Source organism: Bradyrhizobium ferriligni (assembly GCF_056837965.1).
The window spans coordinates 64,633-87,506 of record NZ_JBXEJO010000015.1 but is presented as its reverse complement, the minus strand read 5'-3'; the positions used below and the strand labels follow the sequence as shown (position 1 = coordinate 87,506).

The following is a 22,874-nucleotide window of genomic DNA, read 5'->3' as shown; positions in this document are numbered from 1 at the left end:
CGCCGCTTCCGGTTTGATCAGGCGAAGCTGATGTTCTGGTTGCGCAGCGGGAAGCTGCGGATGCGCTTTCCCGTCGCGGCGAAATAGGCGTTGAGCACCGCCGGCGCCGCAACGCCGATGGTCGGCTCGCCGACGCCGCCCCAGAATCCGCCGCTCGGCACCATCACCGCTTCCACCTTCGGCATTTCGTTGATGCGCATCGAGTTGTAGGTGTCGAAATTGGTCTGCTCGATGCGGCCGTCCTTCACGGTGCAGCCGCCGTAGAACAGCGCGCTGAGGCCGTAGACGAAGGAGCCCGCGATCTGCCGCTCCACCTGCGCCGGATTGACGACATAGCCGGGGTCGGTGGAGGCGACGATGCGGTGCACCTTGATCTTGCTGCCGTCGGTCACCGAGATCTCGGCGGCGCCGGCAACGTAGCTGCCATAGCCCATCACCTGCGCGATGCCGCGATAGACGCCCTGCGGCGCCGGCGTGCCCCAGCCGATCTTCTCGGCCACGGCATTGAGCACGGCGAGATGCTTGGGGTGCTTGCCCATCAGCTTGCGGCGGAATTCGAGCGGGTCCTGGCCGACAGCCAGCGCCAGCTCGTCCATGAAGCATTCCATGTAGATCGCGTTGTGATTGACGTTGACGCCGCGCCAGAAGCCGGGCGGGACGTGCGGGTTGCGCATCGAATGCTCGACCAGCAGGTTCGGCACCGAATAGCCGATCGCTGCCTCGCCGGCTTGCGCGACGCCCTGAAATGCGGCGGGGTCCATGCCGTTCTGCAGCGCTTCCGGGCGCACTGAGAACAGGATGGATTGGCCCGACAGCCGGTAGTGCAGCGCGACCAGGTTGTTGTCGGCATCGAATGCGCCGGTCAGCTTGCACTGCGTGATCGGGTGATACTTGCCGTGCTGCATGTCCTCTTCGCGCGACCACAGCAGCTTGATCGGCGTGCCCGGCATCTGCTTGGCGATCGCCACCGCCTGCCGCATATAGTCGGTCATGCCGCGCCGGCCGAAGCCGCCGCCGAGCATCAGCTTGTGCACGTCGACCTTCTCCGCCGGCAGGCCGGAGGCCTCGAGCGCCGCCGCGAAGGCCGCCTCGCCATTCTGCGTGCCGCACCACACCTCGCATTTGTCAGGCGTGTAGAGCACGGTGGCGTTCATCGGCTCCATCGTGGCGTGGTTCTGATAGGGATAGCTGTAGACCGCCTCGACCTTCTTGGCCGCACCGGCGATCGCCGCCTTTGCATCGCCGTTCTGGTTGCCGACATAGGCCGGCTGCGCATTGTCGAGACCTTCGGCCAGCCATGTCGCGATCGTCTCACTGGAGACCTTGGCGTTGGGGCCTTCGTCCCAGACGATCGGCAGCGCATCCAGCGCGGTCTTGGCGTGCCACCAGGTGTCGGCGACGACGGCAACGGCGCTGTCGCCGACCTGCACCACCTTCTTGACGCCCTTCATGCCGGCGACCTTGGCCTCGTCAAAGCTCTTCACCTTGCCGCCGAACACCGGGCAGTCCTTGATCGCGGCGTTCAGCATGCCGGGCAGCTTGACGTCGATGCCGTAGACCATCTTGCCGGTGGTCTTGTCTGATGTGTCGAGCCGCTTCAGGCCCTTGCCGGCGATGGTCCAGTCCTTCGGGTCCTTCAGCTTGACGTCGGCCGGCGGCTCGAGCTTGGCCGCGGCTTCCGCGACCTTGCCGTAGGTCGTTGTCTTGCCCGAGGGCGTGTGGGTGATGACACCGTTGGAGACCTTGCATTCCGAGGCCGGCACCTTCCACTCGTTGGCCGCCGCCTGGATCAGCATCACGCGCGCGGTGGCGCCGCCCTTGCGGACATAGTCCTGCGAGGTGCGGATGCCGCGGCTGCCGCCGGTCGAGAAATCGCCCCAGGCGCGCTTGCGGGCGACGCTCTGGCCGGGCGTCGGATATTCTGTCGTGACCTTCGACCAGTCGCATTCCAGTTCTTCGGCGACGAGCTGGGCGAGGCCGGTGAGCGTGCCCTGGCCCATTTCGGAGCGGGCGATGCGGATCACCACGGTGTCGTCGGGCCGGATCACGACCCAAGCATTGACTTCCGGCGCGCCGTCGGCCGCGCGCACGACGGCGGGGCCGCCGAACGGCAGGTCGAGGCCGAGCGCGAGGCCGGCGCCGGCGGTTGCGGTGCCGATCACAAAGGCGCGGCGATTCAGTTTTGGCATGACGTGCTGGTTCATCGCTGCGTCCTTATGCATTCGCGGCAGCATGGATCGCCTCGCGCACCTGCTGGAAGGTGCCGCAGCGGCAGATATTGGTGATGGCGTCGTTGATGTCGTCGTCGGTCGGCTTCGGATTGTCCTTCAAGAGCGCCGCGACGGCCATGATCATGCCGCTCTGGCAATAGCCGCATTGCGGCACGTCGCTGGCGATCCAGGCGAGCTGCACCTTGTGCATCACGCCGCCCGCCGCGAGACCCTCGATCGTGGTAATGTCCTTGCCGGCCGCCTCGCTCACCGTGACGCCGCAGGAGCGCATCGCGACGCCGTCGATATGCACGGTGCAGGCGCCGCATTGGGCGATGCCGCAGCCGTATTTGGTCCCTGTCAGTCCGACGTTCTCGCGAATCGCCCACAACAGTGGCGTGTCGTCCTCGACGTCTACATTTATTGTCTTGCCGTTGATTTTGAGGTTTGCCATCGCGATCCCCTGAATGGTCCGATCCTCCGACCGGACTGCGGGCGATGTTGGCCTTGAAACTGGAACGGTTCAAATCAAGAAAATGCGCTCGCAGCGCGAAAGAAAGTTGATGCTGTGGTGTTTGGCCGCGCACTGTGCGCGCCGCATACCTGTCATGACTTTTGCGGTGATGCGACGGCCAAACGCAGGAAGCTCATGACGCTGCCGAGCGCGGCAAATCCGGCACCCAGCGCCAGCGCCACAGTGGCGCCCTCGCGATCGGCCAGCGCGAAGCAGAGCGCGGCGAGGGCGGCGCCGGTGGTCTGCCCGGTCAGCCGCGCAGTCGCGACGATGCCGCTGGCGCTGCCGCTGCGATGCGACGGCGCGCTCGACATGATCGCCTTCATGTTGGGGGTCTGGAAGAAGCCGAAGCCGATGCCGCAGATCATCGTGCGCCAGACGATGTTGGCGACGCTCGGCTCGGCCGGCAGGGTCGCGAGCAGCACCATGCCAAGCCCCAGCAGCAGCATGCCGATGCCGCCGAGGATGCCGGCCGGATAGCGATCCGACAGCCGGCCGCCGATCGGCGCCATGAAGGCGACCACCAGCGGCCATGGCGTCATGAAGAAGCCGGTCTCGACCTGCGAGCGGTGTAAGATGTCTTCGAAGTAGAACGGCAGCGATACGAAGGCGAGGCCCTGCACAGCGAATGAGCAAACGGCGGTCGCGGCGGACAGCGCAAAGATCGGCCGCCGGAACAGGTCGATCGGCAACATCGGCGCCGGATGATCGGCATGCCGCCGGGTCAGGATCCAGCCGATCACCAGCGCGCCGACAAGCTCGGCGATGACGAGCGCCGGCGCGGCCTTGTGCGCGGCGCTGCCGATGCCGATGATGAAGAGGCCGAGACAGGCGCAGGCCAGTGCCGCGCCGGTGAAGTCGAAAGCGTGGGTGGCGCGCGGCGTCGTCGGCAGCGTCTTCATGCCGATCAGCAAAGCGACGACGCCGAAGGGAATGTTGACGGCGAACAGCCAGGGCCATGGGCCGAGCGCGAGGATTCCGGAGGCGATGGTCGGCCCTAGCGTGAAGGCGGTCGCGACTACGAGCGCATTGTGGCCGAAGCCGCGGCCGTGCATCCGGCTCGGATAGACGAAGCGCACCAGCGCGGTGTTGACGCTCATCAGGCCGCTGGCACCGAGCCCTTGCAGGGTGCGCGCGACCAGCAGGCTCGGCAGCGACCACGCCAGCGCGCAGCCGAGTGACGCCAATGTGAACAGCAGCAGGCCGCCGAGATAGATTCGCTGATGGCCGACTATCTCGCCGAGCGCGCCGAGCGGCAGCAGCGTCGCGACCAGCGCGATCTGATAGACGTTGACGACCCAGACCACTTCCGCAGGGCTGACATGCAGATCGCTCGCGATTGCCGGCAGCGCGATATTGGCGATCGCAGTATCGAGCGAAGCCATCGCCAGCGCCGTGAAGATCGCCGCCACCGCCCAGCGCCGGGTCTCCCAAGGCAACCCATCTGGCAGTCCATCGGTGATCGGCGCCGCTGCCGCGGTGGTCGGGGTCTTCTCGAGCATACCTGAAAATGTCTCCGGGACCGCCATGTACTACGCCGGCATCCCGTTCCCCAGCCGCGGCATTGCATGATGCGTATGCGAAGCGGCCTAGCCGGAAGTGTCAAAGGTCCCGCCGCGGACCGAACAAATATCCCTCGATGGCGCGCAGCACCCGGCGGCTGGCCGCAGCCTGCGAGAGGTCCTTTTGAAGCGCGTGGTCGACCATGGCGCGACTGATCACGATCAAATCCTCGACGGCGTCATCGTCGACTGGCCTTGCGATCTCACGACGATGCCGGGCCAGCAGGGCGGCGACCAGTTCCTTCAATTCGCCGGCCGCTGACGTGCCCGATGACGCGGGGCGCAGCCGATCCTCCTCGGCCTCCAGAATGCGATTGAGCCCGGCTCGCTCGGCGTGCGCCTCGAGCTGGGCCTGAACGATCAGGTTGAGCGACGCCGTCAGGCTCTTGCTCTCGGATGCCGCGACCGCATCCCGCACTTTTGCCAGCAGCGCGTCCTCGAACCTCGTGATCAATGCCAGCGTCAGCGCGTCCTTGTTGGGGAAGTACTGGTACACCGAGCCGACGCTGATCCCGCCGCGTTCGGCCACCGCATTGGTGTTGTAGCCTTCGATCCCGCGCGCCTCCAAAACGCGAGCCGCCGCTTCCAGAATCACCGCCACGGTTTCCCGCGAACGCTGCTGAAGCGGCTGTTTCCGGGCCTTTATGCGCCGCTTCGCCGGCATGAGAGGCATCTCCCAAAACGCGAGTTGTGGAATATGAGCAATTACTCACATTATGGCCGTGAAAGGAGAACCGATCAATGGTGACACTGCAAACGACCTCGTCCCCCGTGCTTCCCGAACACGAGGACGATCCGCACAGGTTTCACATCTTCGTCATGGTCAAGACCACGCGGCACTGGCTCGATCTGAAGACCGAGCAGCGCCTCGCCTTCCTGCATGAGGAGGTCATTCCTTTGCTCCGGCGCCGTCCGGAGCTGAAGGTGCGCTGGTTCGAGCCGGAGGCCTTCTCGACCAGGGCGACCGACGTCATGATCTGCGAGACCGATGACCTCTCGGCCTGGGCGTGGTTCTGCGACCACCTGCGCGAGACGAGGTTCTGGGACCATTACTTCGAAGTGCTCGACATCATGCCGGCGCTCGAAGGCAATTACCTTGCCTAGAACGCCGATGTCGGCCCGGACTGTTCCGGGCCGGCGTCCCGGCAGCCTGCTGTGGCGACGCAACTGCGTCCCGATCCACATCTGTCGTCGCCCGGCTCGACCGGGCGATCCAGTAGGCCGCGGCCCATCGGCTCAAGCACTGGCGTCTTTGGAATACTGGATCACCCGCTTTCGCTTTCGCGGGTGATGACACCGAGTGGCTGTTTTGACATCTCGAATTGCGCCTCACCCGCATCGTCGTCCCGGCGCAGGCCGGGACCCATAACCACCGATGCTGCTTGTCGAGCAGTGCTGGAACGACGAGTCCCGTTCAAGACATCCGCCGCGGAGTATGGTCCCGGCCTTCGCCGGGACGACGGCGGTGGATGCAGCGTGCGAACGCGATTAATCGAATTCGTGTTCCCGCGCTGCGTCACAGAAACGCGCCCAAGCGACTTTCGGATAGCTTGCGTCACAGTCGCGATCGATTACCCTTGATATACAAGCAGGCCCGGCGTCAGATCGGGCCGCAAGAGGGAACGCGCATTGCACGGACAGGCCGACCGGCGCAGCGAAGCCATGCGAAGCGCCAGCGAGGGAACTCGCCGCCGCGCGTTCACCGGCCTCTGGGTTGCGGCATTGCTGGCGATCCTGACCTTCCTGGTCATCTATCCCGTCTTCATGCTGCTGCTCGGCGCGCTTACCGACACCAATCCGGTGGTCGACGGCATCCGGCTCAGCCTGAGCCATTTGTCGATCGCCAATTTCCTCGCCGTGCTGGCCAATCCGAACGTCGCCGAAGCGCTGCTCAACACGCTGATCGCCTGCGGCGGCGGCACGGTGATCGCGGTCGCGATCGGGCTCCTGTTCTCCTGGATCGTGGTGCGCACCAACACGCCGTTCAAGGGCTTCATCGCCGCGGCCAGCATCCTGCCGCTGTTCGCGCCGCCGCTGGTCGCGGGCGTGGCCTGGGCCATTCTCGGTTCGCCGAAGACCGGCCTGATCAACACGATGTTCAAGTGGATGGGCTCCGACCTGCGCGTCGATCTCTATTCGATGTGGGGCCTGGTGTTCGTGTTCGGCATCTACTACGCGCCCTATGTCTACATGTTCACCTCGTCGGCGCTGCGCAACATGGACCCGAGCCTGGAGGAGGCCGCGGAAATCTCCGGCGCGAGCCCAATCGCGACCCTGTTCACGGTGACGTTCCCGCTGATCATGCCGGCGATCGTCTCGGGCATGCTGCTGTCCTTCATCGTGATGCTCGGCATCTACGGCATCCCGGCCGTGCTCGGCGCGCCGACCAACCTGAACGTGCTCACCACTTACATCTTCAAGCTCACCAACTGGTCGCCCCCGCTCTACAACACCGCGGCGGCGGTCGCGATTATCCTGATGGTGGTCACGGGGCTCCTGGTCTATCTGCAGCAGAAATTGCTGAGCGGACGCAGCTATACCACCGTCGCGGGCAAGGCGTTCCGGCCGCGCAGCCTCGATCTCGGCCCATGGCGCTGGCTCACCTTCGCGATCGGCATCGTCTACCTTCTCATCGTCGTGGTGCTGCCATCGCTGGCGCTGATCGTCGCGGCGTTCCGCAAATTCATGTTCATCCGCGACGTCGCGAGCCTGTTCGACATGCGGCAATATTCGCTGACGCATTTCGAGAGCATCTTCGACAATCCGTTGACGATGCGGTCGATCTACAATGCGGTCGAGGTCGGCGTCATCACGGCTGTTGTCGGCGGCGCGCTCGCCTTTGCGATCGGCTACACCATCCATCGCACCCGCGTCAGCGGACGCGGTGCCATCGACCTGATCTCGACCCTGCCGGTCGCGATCCCCGGGCTGGTGGTCGGCGTCGCCTATCTCTGGGCCTGGATCGGCGTGCCGGGCGGGCTCTACGGCACGATCTGGATTCTCGCGCTGGCCTTCATCGCGCGCTTCATGCCGGACACCGTGAAGGCGCTGTCGACCTCGTTCCTGCAAATCCACCGCGAGCTCGAGGAGGCCGCCTGGGTCTGCGGCAAGGGCGTGCTCGGCACCATCAGGACGATCGTGTTGCCGCTGGCGAGGCCGGGCGTGCTGGCGTCGATGACGCTGCTGTTCGTGCTTGCGATCCGCGAGCTCGGCTCGTCGCTGTTTCTCTACACCAGCAACACCATGGTGATGTCGGTGCTGCTGCTCGACTATTACGAGGGCGGCAATATCGGCAAGTCCGCGGCCTTCAGCCTGGTGCAGACGGTGCTGCTCGGCGTCCTGATCGGCGGCGCCAACTGGCTGTCGCGCGGATCGGCGCAGGGCAACGTGGCGCGGACCGGATAACAACGAATAAGGGGAGGATTGCGATGGATAGACGAGCCTTCACCACACTGGCCTTGGCAAGCGTGGCGACGCTTGCATTGGCGCCTGCGGCACGGGCGCAGGACTTCGGCTCGGCGGAGTTGATCGCGGCGGCCAAGTCCGAAGGCAAGCTCGTCTACTACACCGCGAACTTCGCCGAGATCGAGCAGCAGGTCATCAAGGCCTTCAACAAGCGCTTTCCCGAGATCAAGGTCGAGATGGTCCGCGCGCCCGGCGGCCAGCTGATTACCCGCGTCAAGACGGAGGCCGCGGCCGGCAAGCTGATCGCCGATGTCGTCGACCATTCCGACCGCGCGCTGATGCAGCCGCTGGAAGATCTGTTCCAGGATTACGCGCCGCCGAACGCGGCCGATTACGATCCGCACGCGCTGATCTCGCCGAAATACTGGCCGCGCGCGACGATCGCCTGGTCGATCGCCTACAACACCGAGCTGGTGAAGGACCCGCCGAAATCCTGGATGGACCTGACCAAGCCGCAATATGACAAGTTGATCGGGCAGGTGTTCGCGCAGTCCGGCGGCACCACCTGGACGCGGATCATGTTCGAGCGCCAGGTGCTCGGCGAAGACTACTGGGCCAAGCAGGCCGCGACCCATCCGGTGTTGTATCCCTCGGGCGCGCCGACGGCCGATGCGCTGGTGCGCGGCGAGATCGCGATCGCGCCGCTGCTCTACAACGTGATCTACCAAAAGAAGAAGGACGGCGCGCCGATCGAGATCTTCTTTCCGCCTGAAGGTGCTCCGGTCAATCCCTACGCGACCGGCATTCCGAAGACGGCGGCTCATCCCAATGCAGCAAAGCTGTTCCTGAACTGGTGTCTGTCCAAGGAAGGACAGACCTTCATGATCAAGGAGCTCGGCAATCTCACATCCCTGAAGGCGCCGCCGGCATATCCGGAGGGGTTCGATCCAAAGGTGGTCAAGCTCTGGTATCCGAAGTTCGACGAGTATGTGAAGCTGCATGCGGCGTGGGTCGCGGACTGGGACAAGACGTTTGGCTACCGGCAATAGGCTGATGGTGCAGCGATGACGGCGACGCTCGAAGTCACCGATCTCAGGAAGCAGTTCTCGATCGGCCGCCCGGCCATCGACGGCGTCAGCTTTGGCGTGCCGGCCGGCGAGATCGTGGTGCTGCTGGGGCCGTCCGGTTGCGGCAAGACCACGACGCTGCGCTGCGTCGCCGGGCTCGAGCATCCGACCGGCGGCGAGATCAGCATTTCCGGGCGGGTGGTCTCCTCGCCGGCAAGCGGCATCCTCGTGCCGCCGCGTTCGCGCGATCTCGGCATGGTGTTCCAGTCCTATGCGGTGTGGCCGCATATGACGGTGCGGCAGAACGTGATCTATCCGCTGAAGCACCGCAGGATCGGGCGCACCGATGCTGCCCGCATGGTTGAGGAGGCGCTGGCGTTAGTCGGACTGTCCGACTATGCCGACCGGCCGGTGGTGGCGCTGTCGGGCGGCCAGATGCAGCGCGTCGCGCTGGCGCGCAGCATGGTGTACCGGCCGCAACTGTTGCTGCTCGACGAGCCGCTGTCGAACCTCGATGCCAAACTGCGCCTGCGGCTGCGCGACGACCTTCGCGTCATCCTCAAGCAGACCGGGATGACAGCGCTCTACGTCACCCATGACCAGGCCGAGGCGGTCGTGCTCGGCGACCGGATCGGGGTGATGCGCGACGGCAAGCTGTTGCAGATGGACACGCCCGACGTGATCTACAACCGCCCGGCCGATCTGTTCGTCGCCAATTTCACCGGCGCCACCAACGAGCTCGCGGGCACGCTCGTCACATGCAATGGCCGCTATGGCGTGGTCGATTTCGGTGACGGCCGGCAAGGGGAGGTCGCGCTGTGCCAGGCGCTCAAGCCCGACGAGAAAGTGCGGATCGCGCTGCGGCCCGAGAACATCGCGATCGGCCGGCCCGACGGCGCCAACACGTTCTCGGCGAAGGTGCTCGACCGCAGATATCAGGGCACCCAGACCGCCTACGGCATCGAGCTGTTCGGCAAACGGCTGGAAGCGATCGAGCTCGGCACCGCCGCGCGCCATCAGGTCGGCGTCGAGGCACAGGTCGCGTTGCCGCGCGAATGCCTGTGGGCCTACCGCGACAGCGGGCCGGCATCGCATGACTAGTGTGACCGCGGCCGTCGCCGGTTCGCAATGATGTGAGGTGAGGCGACCCGTGCCGCCGGTTCGCGCTTTAGCCTTCCTCCACCAGCGCGCGGATGCTGCGGGCGAGTCCGAGGATGCGCGGGCCGCATTCGCGCTCGATCTGCTCGGCGCTGAAGCGGAAGGAGGGGACGCCGCAATTGACCGACAGGCATTCGCCGTTCGGCGTGCGATAGAGCGGGGCGGCGACGCCGAAGATCTCGCGCCGCCATTCGCCGAGCGAGACGGCAAAGCCGCGCTCGCGGCACAATTCGACGTCCGGCAAGGTGCGCTTCTGCACGTAATCGAACTCGTCGGGGCGCTCGGCCTTGACGCGCGCGACATAGGCGCCGAGCTCTTCCTCGGTGAACAGCGACAGCAGTGCGCGCCCGACCGCGGTCGGTGCCAGCGTGCTGACAAAGCCGACGTCGGGCACGTGCGGCGCCGTATCCGTGGTGCGCAACGTCTCGACATAGATGAAGTCGATTCCGAACGGCATCGCGATCGACACCGTGCCGCCGGCATAGGTCGCGAAGTCGCGCATCAGCGGACGCGCGAGCTGACGCACCTTCAGCGAGGACAGCACAGGATAGGCGGCGGCGAGCGCGCCCAGCCCGAGCACGAAACGGCCCTTGGTGTCGCGCCTGAGATAGCCGAGCTGCTCCAGCGTGTAGGTCAGCCGCGACACCGTCGGCCGCGACAGGCCGGTATGCAACGCGAGTTCGGCATTCGACAGCGAGCCGGGATGACGGCGAAACGCCGCCAGCACGTCGAGGCCATGCGCCAGGGTCGTCGCAAAGGAGGGATCCGCCTGAACCTCGGCAGGGGAAGATGCTGTCATACGGAATATTGGTCTCAGATGGTCAGATTTGTCAATATATCGAAATGAATTTGCAAATCGTGTCGATATCGGTTTATCTGCTGGGGATAAGGACAAGGAACCGCTGGAGCGAGGCGCCTCCTGATGACGATGACCGAGCAAGCGCGAGACGCAAAGCCCGCCGCGATCGACAAGGAGCGGCTGCGCCTGAAGTATCAGGAGGAACGCAACAAGCGGCTGCGTCCCGACGGCAATGACCAGTATCTCCAGATCAAGGGCCAGCTAGCGCACTATCTCGACGATCCCTACACGCCGGTCGTGGAGCGCGCGCCGAAGACCGATCACGTGACCTTCGCCTTCATCGGCGGCGGCTTCGCCGGGCTCGCCACCGCGGCGCGGCTGACCGAGGGCGGGATCAAGGATGTCCGCATTGTCGAGAAGGGCGGCGATTTCGGCGGCACCTGGTACTGGAACCGGTATCCCGGCGCGCAGTGCGACACGGCGTCGATGGTCTACATGCCGCTGCTCGAAGAGACCGGCCACATGCCGTCCGAGAAATACGCGCATGCGCCCGAGATCCTCGCGCACTGCCAGCGGATCGGTCGGCAGTTCAATCTCTACGACAACGCGTTGTTTCATACCGAGGTGACGAGCCTCGATTGGAACGCGGCGCAATCGCGCTGGATCATCCGTACCACGCGGGGCGACGCCTTCACCGCGCAATATGTCGGCATCGGCACCGGCCCGCTGCATGTGCCGAAGCTGCCGGGCATTCCCGGCATCGAGCGCTTCAAGGGCCACTCGTTCCACACCAGCCGCTGGGACTACGACTACACCGGCGGCGATCCCAAGGGCGCGCTGATGCAGAGGCTTGCCGACAAGCGCGTCGGCATCATCGGCACCGGCGCGACCTCGGTGCAATGCATTCCGCATCTCGCACGCGCCTGCAAGGAGCTCTACGTGTTCCAGCGCACGCCGTCGTCGGTCGATGTGCGCGGCAACGGGCCGATCGATCCCGACTGGTTCGCCGAGATCGCGACGCCGGGCTGGCAACAGCGCTGGCTGGAGAATTTCACCGCCAACCAGGCCGGCGGATCGGCCGAGGAAGATCTGGTGCAGGACGGCTGGACCGACCTGTCGAAGCGGATCCGCGCCAAGATCATGCTGCTGCCGCGCGAGCAGCGGAGCGTGGAAAACATGCGGGCGGCGTTCGAGGATTCCGACTTCGAGAAGATGGAGGAAATCCGCAACCGGATCGACACCATCGTCCGCGATGCCGACACCGCCAGGAATCTCAAGGCCTGGTACGGCCAGCTCTGCAAGCGGCCATGCTTCCACGACGCCTATCTTCAGGCGTTCAACACCCCTAGCACCCATCTGGTCGATACCGACGGCAGGGGCGTCGAGGAGATCACCGAGAACGGAATCGTCGTCGCCGGCAAGGAATACGCGCTCGACTGCATCATCTATGCATCGGGTTTCGAGGTCGGGACGGAATATCGCCGTCGCGCGGGCTTCGATCTGAACGGCCGCGATGGCGTCAAGCTGTCGGAGCATTGGGCCGAGGGCATGCGCACCAAGCACGGCATCCACGTGCACGGCTTCCCCAACGTGTTCTTCGTGCAGCCGACCCAGGGCGCCAATCTGATCTCCAATGTGCCGCACAATCTGACTGAAGCGGCGCGGACCATCGCGCTGATGGTCGGCCACGCGCAGGACAACGGCTTCGAGGAAATCGAGGTCAGCAAGGAAGCCGAGGATCGCTGGGTCGAACTGCTGCTGACCGGCGTCGGCCGGATGATCGGCGGGCCGGATTGCACGCCCGGCTACTACAACAATGAGGGCCGTGAGCCGGGTCCCGCGGCCAAGCTCAATGTCGGCCATCCCTCGGGCGCGCTGGCCTACTTCAAATATATCGACGGCTGGCGCCGCAGCGGCCAGTTCGAGGGCGTGCAATTCCGCTGAGGGAAGCGCGATCGTAACCGATTTCCGCCAATCGAGGGAGTGCTTGAGTATGGCCCAGACAACCGCAGGCGAAACGTCACACGAAGGTCCGAAGGCGGCATCCGCGCCGGTCATCGCGCAACACGCGGCGACGCTGAAGGCGCTGCCGTTCGCCGACACCAGGGACTTCGACGACGCCGCGCGCGGCTTCCTCGGCACCATCGAGAACGCGCGCGTCACCTCGGCGCAGGGCAGGGTGGTCTGGAGTCTCGAGCCTTACGGATTCCTGTCGGAGGAGAAGGCGCCCGCGACCGTCGATCCGAGCCTGTGGCGGCAGTCGCGGCTCAACATGCATCACGGCCTGTTCGAAGTGGTGCCGGGCGTCTACCAGGTGCGCGGCCTCGACATCGCCAACATGACGCTGATCGAGGGCGACAAGGGCGTCATCGTGGTCGACACGCTGACCTCGATCGAGGGCGCGCGCGCCGCGATGGAATTGTACTTCCAGCATCGCGGCAAGCGGCCGGTCGCCGCCGTGATCTTTACGCATACCCACACCGACCACTGGGGCGGCGCGCGCGGCGTGCTCGACGACGCCATGCTGGCGGCGGGCGTACCGATCATCGCGCCAAACTTCTTCATGGAGCACGCGGTCTCCGAGAACATCATTGCGGGGCCGGCGATGCTGCGCCGCGCGCAATATCAGTTCGGGCCGTTCCTCGCCAAGGGCGTGCGCGGCCATGTCGACTGCGGCCTCGGCAAGACCATGGCGGCGGGCGGCGTGGCGCTGCTGCGGCCGACCGACCTGATCATCGCAACCGGCGACAAGCGCGTGATTGACGGCGTCGAGTTCGAATTCCAGATGGCGCCGAACAGCGAAGCGCCGGCGGAGATGCATTTCTTCATCCCGCGCTACAAGCTGTTGAATCTCGCCGAGAACTGCACGCATAATTTCCACAATCTGCTGCCGTTCCGCGGCGCCGATGTGCGCGATGCGCTGGCCTGGTCGAAATATCTCGGCGAGGCGCTGCAGATGTGGGGCGGCAAGGCGGAAGCGATGTGTGGCCAGCACCACTGGCCGGTGTGGGGGCAGGCGCGGATCGACACCATGATCCGCGAGCAGCGCGACCTCTACAAATACGCCCATGACCAGACCATCCGTCTGATGAACCACGGCCTCAACGCGGCCGAGATCGCCGAGACGATCCGCCTGCCGGAGAGCCTGGAGGGCGCCTGGCACGGCCGCGGCTATTACGGCCATATCAGGCACAACGTGAAGGCGATCTACCAGAAGTATCTCGGTTGGTACGACGCCAATCCGGTCAATCTCGATCCGCTGCCGCCAGTCGAGGCCGGCAAGAAATATGTCGAGTATATGGGCGGCGCCGACGCGATCCTGAAACGCGCCGCGGCGGATTTTGCCAAGGGCGAATTCCGCTTCGCGGCGCAGGCCGTCAGCCATCTCGTGTTCGCCGAGCCTGATAATCAGGCCGCGCGTTCGCTCCTCGCCGATACGTTCGAGCAGCTCGGCTACGCCGCGGAAAGCTCGACCTGGCGCAACGCCTATCTGTTCGGTGCGCAGGAGCTGCGGCAGGGCATGCCGAAAACGCCGCCGCGCTCGCCGATGCCGCGCGAGACGCTGGCTGCGCTGCGCACCGAGCAGCTTTGGGACGTGCTCGGCATCCGCCTCAACGGCCCTAAGGCCGAAGGCAAGCGCATCGTGCTGAACTGGAGCTTCACCGACACCGGCGAAACCTTCGTGCTCAATCTCGAGAATTCCGCCCTGACCTACGTTGGGGGTGCGCAGGCGGCCGATGCGCAGGCGAGCTTCACGCTGGCGCGCAGCGTGCTGGACGAGGTCATCGCCAAGCTGACCACGTTCCCGGACGCCGTGGACGCCGGCAAGATCAAGGCATCAGGCGAGCCGCGGCGGCTTGATGAATTGATGGCGCTGATGGACGAATTCCCGCGGATGTTCGAGATCGTCGAGCCGAAGCGGACGGCGGTGACGTAGAGCCGCGCACGCGGAATTTTACAAACCGTCACCCTGAGGAGCGCGGAACGCGCGTCTTGAAGGGTCGACGGCCCGGCAAGTGGCCGATTCATCCTTCGAGACGCCGCTACGCGGCTCCTCCAGCGACAAAGGCGAAGCCTTTGCGCGGGGATGACGGGTTGGCAGACGATGCCTCAAATCCCGAGATACGCTGCCTGTACCTGCTTGTTGTCGGCGAGTTCGGCGCTGGTGCCCTGCATGATCACGTTGCCGCTTTCCAGCACATAGGCGCGCTGCACCAGTGACAGCGCGCGGCTGACATTCTGCTCAACCAAGAGGATCGCGGTGCCCATTTTGTGGATCTCGCCGATCTTCTCGAAGGTCACGTCGGTCATGACAGGCGCGAGGCCGAGCGAGGGCTCGTCCAGCATCAGAAGGCGGGGCTTCAGCATCAGCCCGCGGCCGACCGCGACCATCTGCTGCTCGCCGCCGCTCATGGTGCCGGCGAGCTGTTTCCTGCGGTCGGCGAGCCGCGGGAAGATGCTGTAGACGAGCTCCATGGTGCGCGCGCGATCTGCCTTCGCCTTCGGCGTGTAGGCGCCGATCTCGAGATTCTCCTGCACCGTCATTTCCGGGAACACCTGGCGGCCTTCCGGGACATGCGCGATGCCGAGCTCGGGAATCCGGTAGGGCGGCAGCGTGGCGAGGTCGACGCCGTCGAACGTGACCTTGCCGCCGAACAGCTTGACGAGGCCGGAGACGGCGCGCAGCGTCGTGCTCTTGCCGGCGCCGTTGGCGCCTAACAGGCCGACGGCTTCGCCCTCGCCAATGGAGATGCTGACGTCGGTGATGGCGGGGACCGAGCCGTAGCTGGCGCTGACGCGGGAGAGCTCAAGCATGGGCGTCTCCCTGCGCCGGCGGATGCACATAGGAGCCAAGATAGGCGCGGATCACTTCCGGATTCTCCACGATCTCCTTCGGCGCGCCCTCGGCGATCTTCTGGCCGTGGTCGAGCACCACGATGTGGCGGGCCACCGCCATGATCGCGCGCATCACATGCTCGACGATCACGATGGTCAGGCCGCTGGCGGAGAGCTTCTTCACCAGCGCCACCGCCTGGTCGATCTCGGCGGGGTTGAGTCCGGCCATCACCTCATCGAGCAGCAGGATCCTGGGTTGCGTTGCCAGCGCGCGGGCCATTTCCAGCCGGCGCTGGTCGATGGTGGTGAGGTCCTTGGCCGGGGTCTGCTCCTTGGCGACGAGGCCGACGAACTCGATCGCCTCGCGCGCCTTGTTGCGCGCGGCCGCGATATGGCGGTCGCGCAGGAACGCGCCGGTCATCACATTGGCGAGCACCGTCATCGCGCCGAACGGCTTTGCCACCTGGAAGGTGCGGGCAAGGCCGAGCGCGCAGACATCATGCGGCTTGAGCCCCACGACCTCGTGGCCGAAGGCGAGCACCGAGCCGGAATCCGGCCGATGAAATCCGGTGATCAGGTGAAAGCTCGTGGTCTTGCCGGCGCCGTTCGGCCCGATCAGCGCCACCGTCTCGTTCTCCTGCACCGTGAAGCTGACGTCCTGCACGGCGCGCAGGCCGCCGAAGCGCTTGCTGAGTCCCTTGATGACCAGTGCTTCTGCCATCCCGACGACCTCAGGCGCGCGCCGGCTTGCGCCGGGCGGTGCGGTGATAGATATCGGTCGCGAACCCGATCAGACCGGTCGGCCGCCACAGGATCACAGCCATCAGGATCAGGCTGTAGACCGTGAGCTGGATGCCACCCACCGAGCTGCCGAGCCAGCTTTGCAGCAGTGCAGAGGTGGTCTCCAGCAGCACGGTGCCGATCACCGGACCCCACAGCGTGCCGATGCCGCCGACGATCGACACCAGCGCCGCCTCGATCGAGACGTTGAAGCTGAACGCGGTCGCAGGATCGATGAAGTAGATGTACTGCGTGTAGAAGGTGCCGGCGAGCGCGGTCAGGAACGCACTGATCATGTAGATGTCGCGCTTGACCTTCGGCGCGTTGACGCCGACCGCTTCGGCGGCGTCCTCATCCTCGCCGATCGCGACGAGATAGTAGCCGATCCAGGATTTCTCGATTCGGTGGGTGATCCACAGCCCGACCACGAGCAGGCCGAGCACGACGTAGTAGTAGGACGACTTCTCCTCGAACTGCATCATCAGCGGCGCGCTGCCGAGGTTCGGGATCGTGGTGCCTTCGGCGCCCCAGGCAAAGTCGCGGAACTTGAGGAAGATCAGCATCAGCACCTGGGCGGTCGCGATGGTGGCGATGGTGAAGTAGGGGCCGCGCAAGCGGAAGCAGAGCCAGCCGATCGGCAGGCTCGCGAGCATCGCGACCACGCCGCCCGCGATCATCCCGATCCAGGGCGAGATGCCGTAATTCACCTGCATGATGGTCGAGGTGTAGGCGCCGAGCCCGAAATAGGCGGCGTGCCCGAGCGACAGCTGCTTGGCGTAGCCGCCCATCAGGTTCCAGGCGACGCCGATGAAGGAGAACAGCAGGATGCGGATGAAGATGTCGATCGCGAACGATGAGGTGACGAGCTGGGGCAAGGCGAGCATGACGACGGCCCCGATCGCCAGCCACAGCCATTTCATTTTGCTGGACGTCTGCATCACCGGCCCCTCCTGGCGCCGAGCCCGCTCGGCCTGAAGGCAAGCGTCAGCAGCAGCAGCGCGAACACCACGATCAGGCCGGAATCGGCGCCGACGAACTGGATGCCGAGCGATTCTGCGACGCCCATCATCAGGCTTGCGATCAGCGCGCCCATCACATTGCCGAGCGTGCCCATCACGACGGCGACGAACGCCATCAGCACGAACACCTGGCCGACGAATGGATAGGCCGAATAGAACGGCATCAGCAGCGAGCCGGCGGCGCCCGCGAGCGCCAGCGCGGTGCCGAACGCGACCGCGAATACGCGGTTCGGATTGATCCCCATCAGCATCGCGACGTCGCGGTTCTGCGACGCCGCGCGCATGGCGCGGCCGAGATCGGTGGTGTGCAGGAGCACCCACAGCAGCCCGCTCAGCGCCATTGCGACCGCGAAGGCGATCAGTTTTGCCACCGGTATGTACAGCCCGCCGATGTGCCACGCCGCATCCGAATAAGACGTGTGGACGGTGCGGTAGTTGGCGCTGAACAACATCAGCGAGAGATTGAGCAGCAATAGCGACAGCGCGAAGGTCAGGAAGATCTGCGGCATGTCGTTCGGCCCGAGCACCCTGCGGATCAGGAAATGCTGGATCAGGACGCCGGCGAGGAACAGCACCGGCATCGAGACCACGAGCGAGACCAGCGGATCGATGCCGAACTGGGTGGCGAGGAAGAACGAGATATACATCCCGATCATCACGAACTCGCCCTGGGCGAAGTTGACGATCTTGACCACGCCGAAGATCAGCGTGACGCCGATGCTGACAAGCGCGTAGATGCCGCCGATGAGCAGGCCGTTGATCACGGCCTGGGCCAGTGTCTCCCACATGCGATGCGACCGCGGCTCAGGTCTTCATCAGCGGGGCGCGGGCGTCTTCCTTCGGAAAGACGCTGACGAGATCGGTGTTCTGCCACTGCACGCCGACCGGGCGGCCGTACACGTTCTTGCCGTCCGGTCCGAACTTCACCTTGCCGCCCGGCGCCATCGCGGCAAAGCCCGAGGAGACATCGAGCGTCGAGAGCGCCTCGCGCACCTTCTTGGGATCGGCGGAGGCGGCGCGCTCCAGCGCGTCGACCAGCATGAAGGTCTGCGCGACCAGGCCGCCGGCATATTCGAACGCGAACTCACCGGTGCGCTTCTTGAATTCGACATTCACCTTCTGCGCGTCGTCGCTGACGTCGTGGTTCCAGTGCGCAACGCCCTGCAGCCCCTCGGCGGCATTGCCGACATTCTTGTAGAAGTCCGGCATCACGAAGCCGCCGGAGCCGCCGTTGATCGCGATGTTGAGCCCGACCTGCTTCACGGTACGCACGATCAGGATGAGGTCGTTGAGATAGGACAGCGAGAACAGCGTGTTGGCGCCGGAGGCCTTGACCTTGTTGATCAGCGGGCTCGCGTCGGTGAACCCGGCCGAATAGGGCTCGAACATCACGATCTCGACGCCTTCGCCCGGCGCCAGCTCCTTTAGCCCGTTCGAGGTCGAGGTGCCGAACGCAGTGTTCTCGAAAATCACGGCGACCTTGGCCTGCTCGCTGACCAGCTTGGCCATCTGCAGCTGCGCCTTGGCGAATTGCGAGGCGCGCGCGAACGGCGTGAAGGTGTAGGTGCGCCCCTTGTTGAGCTGATCGGAGCTCGATCCGGTGATGATCGGGACCTTTGCCCGTTCGCAGACTTCGCTTGCGATCAAGGTCAGCGCGCTGGCATAGCAGCCATGGATCGCCGACAGCTTGTTGCCCGTGATCAGGCGGTCGGTCTCGGTGCGCGTTACCGTGGTGTCACTCTGCACGTCCGAGACGATGAGGTTGAGCTTGGCGCCGCCGAGCGACTTGATGCCACCGGCCTCGTTGACCATGTCGACCGCGAGCTTGGCCGCAGCCACACAGCCGACACCGATCTGCGCCATGCTGCCGGTGGTCGGATAGAGCGCGCCAATGTTGATCGGGTCGGCGGCCCAGCCCCGCAGCGGAACGGCGCCGAACGCGCCTGCCGCCAGCACGCCGCCGGTTTTGGCGAGGAATTTGCGGCGGTTCAGCTTCTTTTGTGAGGGTTTGGCCGGTGCGGCATTATTAATGGCCGACGGCTTGCGGTCCCCTGTCATGGCGTTCCCCCTGCGCGATCGCGGCACGGTTATTCCGTCCGCTCGCTTATTATTTTTTGCTCAAGCGGGGCGCATAAGAGCACGTAATTCGGCATTCGCAAAGGCGATATCAGCCGAACTGATGGGGAAACATGTCGCCGCTGGTGCGTCGCAGCAATCGCGCGACGCGCGCATGCGGATTGTTTTGCTGTCTGAGAGTTGCCGCCGCCCACAACGGTATTATTGACAATCGAATGACCCGACGGACCGGCACGGATGGTGCCGGCCGGCCCGCCGGATCATTCGATCGGCCGCTGCAACTGCTACTCCGCGCTGGCCACCAGCTTGAAGCGCGGCTCGGCTTCCATCAGGCTGCGGAAGGCGGCGAGATAGTCGAGCGCCATGCGCCGCGCGGTGAAGCGGGTCTCGAACTGCTTGCGGATCGCGTCGCGATTGAGCGTTCCGAGGCGGCCGACGGAGGAGATCGCACTGATCTCGTCTTCGACGATGAAGCCGGTCAGGCCATCCTCGATGATCTCCGGCACCGAACCGCGGTTATAGGCGATGACGGGCGTGCCGCAGGCCATCGCTTCGATCATCACGAGGCCGAACGGCTCGGGCCAGTCGATCGGAACCAGGAGTCCGATCGCGCCGCTGAGAAAATCCGGCTTCTCGCGGTCGCTGATCTCGCCGATGAACTCGACCAACGGGTTGCTGGTGATCAGCGGCTTGATCAACTCATCGTAATATTCCTGGTCGGCACGATCGACCTTGGCCGCGATCTTCAGCGGAATGCCGCAGCGGGTCGCGATCTTGATCGCGCGATCGACGCCTTTCTCCGGTGCGATGCGCCCGAGCACCGCGAGGTAGGACGGCTTCGCCGGTTGCGGCGTCAGCAGGTTCTCCGGCAGGCCGTGATGGATTGTGCGCACCCAATGCGCCTGCGGCACCGGCCGCCGCTGCGCGTTGGAGATCGAGATCACCGGAATCTTGGAGAAGGTGTTGAAGACCGGCTGATGCTCCGGCAGGTCGAGCCGTCCGTGCAATGTGGTGACGAACGGTGTCGGCTGCCGCGCGAACAGCGACCACGGATAATAGTCGAGATGGCAGTGCAGGAAGTCGAACTCTTCATCGTCGGCCTTCTGCCGCACGCGTTCCAGCATCACCATGTGGAGCGCATTGGGATCGCGGACCGAGCCGTCGAGCCGCAGTGCCTTCGGCCAGGTCGCATCGAGCTTCGCGGAGGTTTGAGAATCGCCACTGGCGAACAACGTCACGTCATGTCCAAGTGTTACAAGTTCTTCGGTCAGCCAGTGCACGACCCGTTCGGTGCCGCCGTAGAGCTTGGGGGGAACAGCCTCCGTCAGCGGGGCAACCTGCGCGATGCGCATCTCTCCGTCTCCTGTTTGTAATGTGGAATGAACTACCCTCAGCCCTCAGATGGCACCGACATGCCAAAGACGGGAACGTTCTCGCACGTGCGAGGTTCCTTAGATGTGGGAGATCTGCCGCTTCTTTCTTCCATCACACTGTGGTCTTGCTGATGCCATCACGCTCCAACACGGTTTTGCCTATGCCAGCGTTGCAAAATTGTTGCGCAGTGATGGCTGCATCAAGGAATCCCACCGCCGCCCTTCACGTCATCGTGCGCGAGAGCTTCGACTAAAATTTTCTCGTTCACCTTCAACAGCTTTGCAGGACGTCATGGACCATCTGTCAGGATACGCGCATCGCCCGTTCCCCTTTGTGCTGCGCTATCTGCGCCGGCGTCTGCCGTCGCATGTTGTGATTTTGTCAGCCGTGGTTGCGGCGGTTGCCTGTTCGGTAGGCACGCAATACGGCGTCAAGAATCTGGTCGATGCGTTGTCGGCGGGGCCGTCGGCCGCGAATGGCGTATGGCTGGCATTCGCTCTGCTCATGTCGTTGATTGCAGCCGACAACTTCCTGTGGCGGATCGCGAGTTGGACCGCGAGCTACACTTTTGTCAGCGTCACCGGCGATCTTCGCCGCGACATGTTCCGCCATCTCACCGGCCACGCGCCGAGCTATTTCACGGACCGGCTGCCGGGCATGCTGACCAGCCGGATCACGGCGACGTCGAACGCGGTGTTCACCGTCGAGAACATGTTCGTATGGAATGTGTTGCCGCCTTGCATCGCGACCTTCGCGGCGATCACCCTGGTTGGAACAGTCAGCGTGACAATGTCAGCAGTGCTGATCCTGATCGCGGGAACCATGGTTGTAGCCATGTTCCGCATCGCCGCCGCCGGCCGGCCGCTGCACGACGATTTCGCCAACAGGGCTGCCGCCGTGGATGGCGAAATGGTCGACGTCATCAACAACCTTCCGCTGGTGCGCGCGTTCTGCGGCCTCGGCTATGAGCACGAACGCTTCGATGCGACCGTCAATCGGGAACTCGTCGCGCGCGGCCGTTCCCTGCGCTACCTTGAGAAGCTTCGTCTCATTCACGCCGGCGTGACCGTCATTCTGACCATCGCGATGCTGGCCTGGGCGCTCAGTCTCTGGCAGCAGGGCGCGGCGACCACCGGCGACGTGGTGCTGGTGTGCACGCTCGGCATCTCGATCCTCAGCGCCACCCGCGATCTCGCGGTCGCGCTGGTCGACGTCACCCAGCATGTCGCCCGGCTGACCGAGGCGCTGGCGACGCTGCTGCAGCCGCACGAGCTGAAGGACCATCCGGAGGCCGAGGCGCTGGTGAAGAGCGGCGCCGCGATCGCCTTCAACAATGTCGCGTTCCGCTATCCCGGCGGCCTGCAGGTGTTCGAGCGCTTCAGCCTGCGCATCCAGCCCGGCCAGCGGGTCGGCCTGGTCGGCCAGTCCGGTGGCGGCAAGTCAACATTGTTTACCCTTCTGCAGCGCTTCTACGACGTCGAGCTGGGCAACATCACCGTCGACGGCCAGGACATCTCGCGCGTCACCCAGCAGAGCCTGCGCGCGGCAATCTCGGTGGTGCCGCAGGATATCTCGCTGTTCCACCGTTCGATCCTGGAGAACATCCGCTACGGCCGGCCCGACGCGACCGACGACGAGGTGCTGCGGGCGGCGATCGCGGCGCGCTGCGACTTCATCGAATCCTTGCCCGAGGGCATGAACACCATCGTCGGCGATCGCGGCGTCAAGGTCTCCGGCGGCCAGCGCCAGCGGATCGCGATCGCGCGCGCCTTCCTGAAGGACGCGCCGATCCTGCTGCTCGACGAGGCCACCGCGGCGCTCGATGCGGACTCCGAGGAGGCGATCCGCGAGGCGTTGTCGCGGCTGATGCGCGGGCGTACCGTGGTCGCAATCGCGCACCGACTGGCGACGCTGCGCAGCTTCGACCGCGTGATCGTGCTGCAGGGCGGCCGCATCGTCGAGGACGGTCCGCCCGATATCCTCGTGAAGGGAAGGGGCCCCTACCGCGACCTGGTCGCGCGCGAGATGGGCCGCCTCTCCACCAGCGCGGCCTGACCCCGCGTTACTCAAGCGT

At 65.0% G+C, this 22,874-nt stretch carries 18 protein-coding genes; 7 read left to right on the top strand and 11 right to left on the bottom strand.

The window, feature by feature from the left end:
• Positions 1 to 17 precede the first annotated feature (17 nt).
• The 4 genes from AC1VNY_RS11395 to AC1VNY_RS11380 form a co-directional block, all read right to left on the bottom strand.
• The gene (locus AC1VNY_RS11395) at positions 18 to 2,204 is read right to left on the bottom strand and encodes a xanthine dehydrogenase family protein molybdopterin-binding subunit (protein WP_482405208.1); all 2,187 of its coding nucleotides are present in this window, start codon (positions 2,202 to 2,204) and stop codon (positions 18 to 20) included.
• Between the two features lie 10 nt (positions 2,205 to 2,214).
• The gene (locus tag AC1VNY_RS11390) at positions 2,215 to 2,664 is read right to left on the bottom strand and encodes a (2Fe-2S)-binding protein (RefSeq protein WP_461193768.1); all 450 of its coding nucleotides are present in this window, start codon (positions 2,662 to 2,664) and stop codon (positions 2,215 to 2,217) included.
• Between the two features lie 152 nt (positions 2,665 to 2,816).
• Positions 2,817 to 4,226, bottom strand: a complete 1,410-nt coding sequence (locus tag AC1VNY_RS11385) for an MFS transporter (RefSeq protein ID WP_482405207.1) — start codon at positions 4,224 to 4,226, stop codon at positions 2,817 to 2,819.
• A gap of 100 nt (positions 4,227 to 4,326) precedes the next feature.
• Positions 4,327 to 4,950 (bottom strand): TetR/AcrR family transcriptional regulator, encoded by a 624-nt coding sequence (locus AC1VNY_RS11380; protein WP_482405206.1) that lies wholly within the window; start codon positions 4,948 to 4,950, stop codon positions 4,327 to 4,329.
• Between the two features lie 77 nt (positions 4,951 to 5,027).
• Here AC1VNY_RS11380 and AC1VNY_RS11375 point away from each other — a divergent pair, with 77 nt between their 5' ends.
• From AC1VNY_RS11375 to AC1VNY_RS11360, 4 genes are all read left to right on the top strand, one after another.
• Positions 5,028 to 5,390 (top strand): darcynin family protein, encoded by a 363-nt coding sequence (locus AC1VNY_RS11375; protein ID WP_016846500.1) that lies wholly within the window; start codon positions 5,028 to 5,030, stop codon positions 5,388 to 5,390.
• A gap of 558 nt (positions 5,391 to 5,948) precedes the next feature.
• A complete protein-coding gene (locus AC1VNY_RS11370; RefSeq protein ID WP_482405205.1) occupies positions 5,949 to 7,691 on the top strand; it encodes an ABC transporter permease in 1,743 nt (580 codons plus the stop codon).
• A gap of 23 nt (positions 7,692 to 7,714) precedes the next feature.
• Complete coding sequence (locus AC1VNY_RS11365) at positions 7,715 to 8,740, top strand: ABC transporter substrate-binding protein (protein WP_482405204.1); 1,026 nt, start codon at positions 7,715 to 7,717, stop codon at positions 8,738 to 8,740.
• A gap of 15 nt (positions 8,741 to 8,755) precedes the next feature.
• Positions 8,756 to 9,859 carry an ABC transporter ATP-binding protein gene (locus AC1VNY_RS11360; RefSeq protein WP_482405203.1) on the top strand — a complete coding sequence of 368 codons (1,104 nt, stop codon included), beginning with the start codon at positions 8,756 to 8,758 and terminating at the stop codon, positions 9,857 to 9,859.
• A gap of 67 nt (positions 9,860 to 9,926) precedes the next feature.
• Here the strand turns inward: AC1VNY_RS11360 and AC1VNY_RS11355 are convergent, their stop codons facing one another.
• Entirely contained in the window at positions 9,927 to 10,715 is a 789-nt protein-coding gene (locus tag AC1VNY_RS11355) for an IclR family transcriptional regulator (RefSeq protein WP_482405202.1), read from the bottom strand.
• Between the two features lie 123 nt (positions 10,716 to 10,838).
• On the opposite strand from AC1VNY_RS11355, the gene AC1VNY_RS11350 reads away from it, so the two are divergent.
• The gene (locus AC1VNY_RS11350) at positions 10,839 to 12,659 is read left to right on the top strand and encodes a flavin-containing monooxygenase (RefSeq protein WP_482405201.1); all 1,821 of its coding nucleotides are present in this window, start codon (positions 10,839 to 10,841) and stop codon (positions 12,657 to 12,659) included.
• A 49-nt stretch (positions 12,660 to 12,708) separates the two neighbouring features.
• The gene (locus AC1VNY_RS11345; protein ID WP_482405200.1) at positions 12,709 to 14,652 is read left to right on the top strand and encodes an alkyl/aryl-sulfatase; all 1,944 of its coding nucleotides are present in this window, start codon (positions 12,709 to 12,711) and stop codon (positions 14,650 to 14,652) included.
• Positions 14,653 to 14,825: 173 nt separating this feature from the next.
• Here the strand turns inward: AC1VNY_RS11345 and AC1VNY_RS11340 are convergent, their stop codons facing one another.
• The 6 genes from AC1VNY_RS11340 to AC1VNY_RS11315 form a co-directional block, all read right to left on the bottom strand.
• Complete coding sequence (locus AC1VNY_RS11340) at positions 14,826 to 15,530, bottom strand: ABC transporter ATP-binding protein (RefSeq protein ID WP_212059390.1); 705 nt, start codon at positions 15,528 to 15,530, stop codon at positions 14,826 to 14,828.
• Positions 15,523 to 16,272 (bottom strand): ABC transporter ATP-binding protein, encoded by a 750-nt coding sequence (locus AC1VNY_RS11335; RefSeq protein WP_482405199.1) that lies wholly within the window; start codon positions 16,270 to 16,272, stop codon positions 15,523 to 15,525. The genes AC1VNY_RS11340 and AC1VNY_RS11335 overlap by 8 nt, the downstream gene beginning before the upstream one ends.
• A gap of 10 nt (positions 16,273 to 16,282) precedes the next feature.
• Complete coding sequence (locus AC1VNY_RS11330) at positions 16,283 to 17,269, bottom strand: branched-chain amino acid ABC transporter permease (protein WP_482405198.1); 987 nt, start codon at positions 17,267 to 17,269, stop codon at positions 16,283 to 16,285.
• Positions 17,269 to 18,138, bottom strand: a complete 870-nt coding sequence (locus AC1VNY_RS11325; RefSeq protein ID WP_482405197.1) for a branched-chain amino acid ABC transporter permease — start codon at positions 18,136 to 18,138, stop codon at positions 17,269 to 17,271. Before AC1VNY_RS11325 ends, AC1VNY_RS11330 begins: the two co-directional genes overlap by 1 nt.
• Positions 18,139 to 18,154: 16 nt before the next feature.
• Entirely contained in the window at positions 18,155 to 19,408 is a 1,254-nt protein-coding gene (locus tag AC1VNY_RS11320; protein ID WP_482405196.1) for an ABC transporter substrate-binding protein, read from the bottom strand.
• Positions 19,409 to 19,710: 302 nt separating this feature from the next.
• Positions 19,711 to 20,778, bottom strand: a complete 1,068-nt coding sequence (locus tag AC1VNY_RS11315) for a glycosyltransferase family 4 protein (RefSeq protein WP_028334341.1) — start codon at positions 20,776 to 20,778, stop codon at positions 19,711 to 19,713.
• Between the two features lie 313 nt (positions 20,779 to 21,091).
• Here AC1VNY_RS11315 and AC1VNY_RS11310 point away from each other — a divergent pair, with 313 nt between their 5' ends.
• A complete protein-coding gene (locus AC1VNY_RS11310) occupies positions 21,092 to 22,855 on the top strand; it encodes an ABC transporter ATP-binding protein (protein ID WP_482405195.1) in 1,764 nt (587 codons plus the stop codon).
• Positions 22,856 to 22,874: the final 19 nt, after the last annotated feature.

What these genes read in the sequence shown, in the direction of transcription:
- AC1VNY_RS11395 (WP_482405208.1), bottom strand. Translation starts at nt 2,204, where the DNA reads ATGAACCAGCACGTCATGCCAAAACTGAATCGCCGCGCCTTTGTGATC.
- AC1VNY_RS11390 (WP_461193768.1), bottom strand. Translation starts at nt 2,664, where the DNA reads ATGGCAAACCTCAAAATCAACGGCAAGACAATAAATGTAGACGTCGAG.
- AC1VNY_RS11385 (WP_482405207.1), bottom strand. Translation starts at nt 4,226, where the DNA reads ATGCTCGAGAAGACCCCGACCACCGCGGCAGCGGCGCCGATCACCGAT.
- AC1VNY_RS11380 (WP_482405206.1), bottom strand. Translation starts at nt 4,950, where the DNA reads ATGCCGGCGAAGCGGCGCATAAAGGCCCGGAAACAGCCGCTTCAGCAG.
- AC1VNY_RS11375 (WP_016846500.1), top strand. Translation starts at nt 5,028, where the DNA reads ATGGTGACACTGCAAACGACCTCGTCCCCCGTGCTTCCCGAACACGAG.
- AC1VNY_RS11370 (WP_482405205.1), top strand. Translation starts at nt 5,949, where the DNA reads ATGCGAAGCGCCAGCGAGGGAACTCGCCGCCGCGCGTTCACCGGCCTC.
- AC1VNY_RS11365 (WP_482405204.1), top strand. Translation starts at nt 7,715, where the DNA reads ATGGATAGACGAGCCTTCACCACACTGGCCTTGGCAAGCGTGGCGACG.
- AC1VNY_RS11360 (WP_482405203.1), top strand. Translation starts at nt 8,756, where the DNA reads ATGACGGCGACGCTCGAAGTCACCGATCTCAGGAAGCAGTTCTCGATC.
- AC1VNY_RS11355 (WP_482405202.1), bottom strand. Translation starts at nt 10,715, where the DNA reads ATGACAGCATCTTCCCCTGCCGAGGTTCAGGCGGATCCCTCCTTTGCG.
- AC1VNY_RS11350 (WP_482405201.1), top strand. Translation starts at nt 10,839, where the DNA reads ATGACGATGACCGAGCAAGCGCGAGACGCAAAGCCCGCCGCGATCGAC.
- AC1VNY_RS11345 (WP_482405200.1), top strand. Translation starts at nt 12,709, where the DNA reads ATGGCCCAGACAACCGCAGGCGAAACGTCACACGAAGGTCCGAAGGCG.
- AC1VNY_RS11340 (WP_212059390.1), bottom strand. Translation starts at nt 15,530, where the DNA reads ATGCTTGAGCTCTCCCGCGTCAGCGCCAGCTACGGCTCGGTCCCCGCC.
- AC1VNY_RS11335 (WP_482405199.1), bottom strand. Translation starts at nt 16,272, where the DNA reads ATGGCAGAAGCACTGGTCATCAAGGGACTCAGCAAGCGCTTCGGCGGC.
- AC1VNY_RS11330 (WP_482405198.1), bottom strand. Translation starts at nt 17,269, where the DNA reads ATGCAGACGTCCAGCAAAATGAAATGGCTGTGGCTGGCGATCGGGGCC.
- AC1VNY_RS11325 (WP_482405197.1), bottom strand. Translation starts at nt 18,138, where the DNA reads ATGTGGGAGACACTGGCCCAGGCCGTGATCAACGGCCTGCTCATCGGC.
- AC1VNY_RS11320 (WP_482405196.1), bottom strand. Translation starts at nt 19,408, where the DNA reads ATGACAGGGGACCGCAAGCCGTCGGCCATTAATAATGCCGCACCGGCC.
- AC1VNY_RS11315 (WP_028334341.1), bottom strand. Translation starts at nt 20,778, where the DNA reads ATGCGCATCGCGCAGGTTGCCCCGCTGACGGAGGCTGTTCCCCCCAAG.
- AC1VNY_RS11310 (WP_482405195.1), top strand. Translation starts at nt 21,092, where the DNA reads ATGGACCATCTGTCAGGATACGCGCATCGCCCGTTCCCCTTTGTGCTG.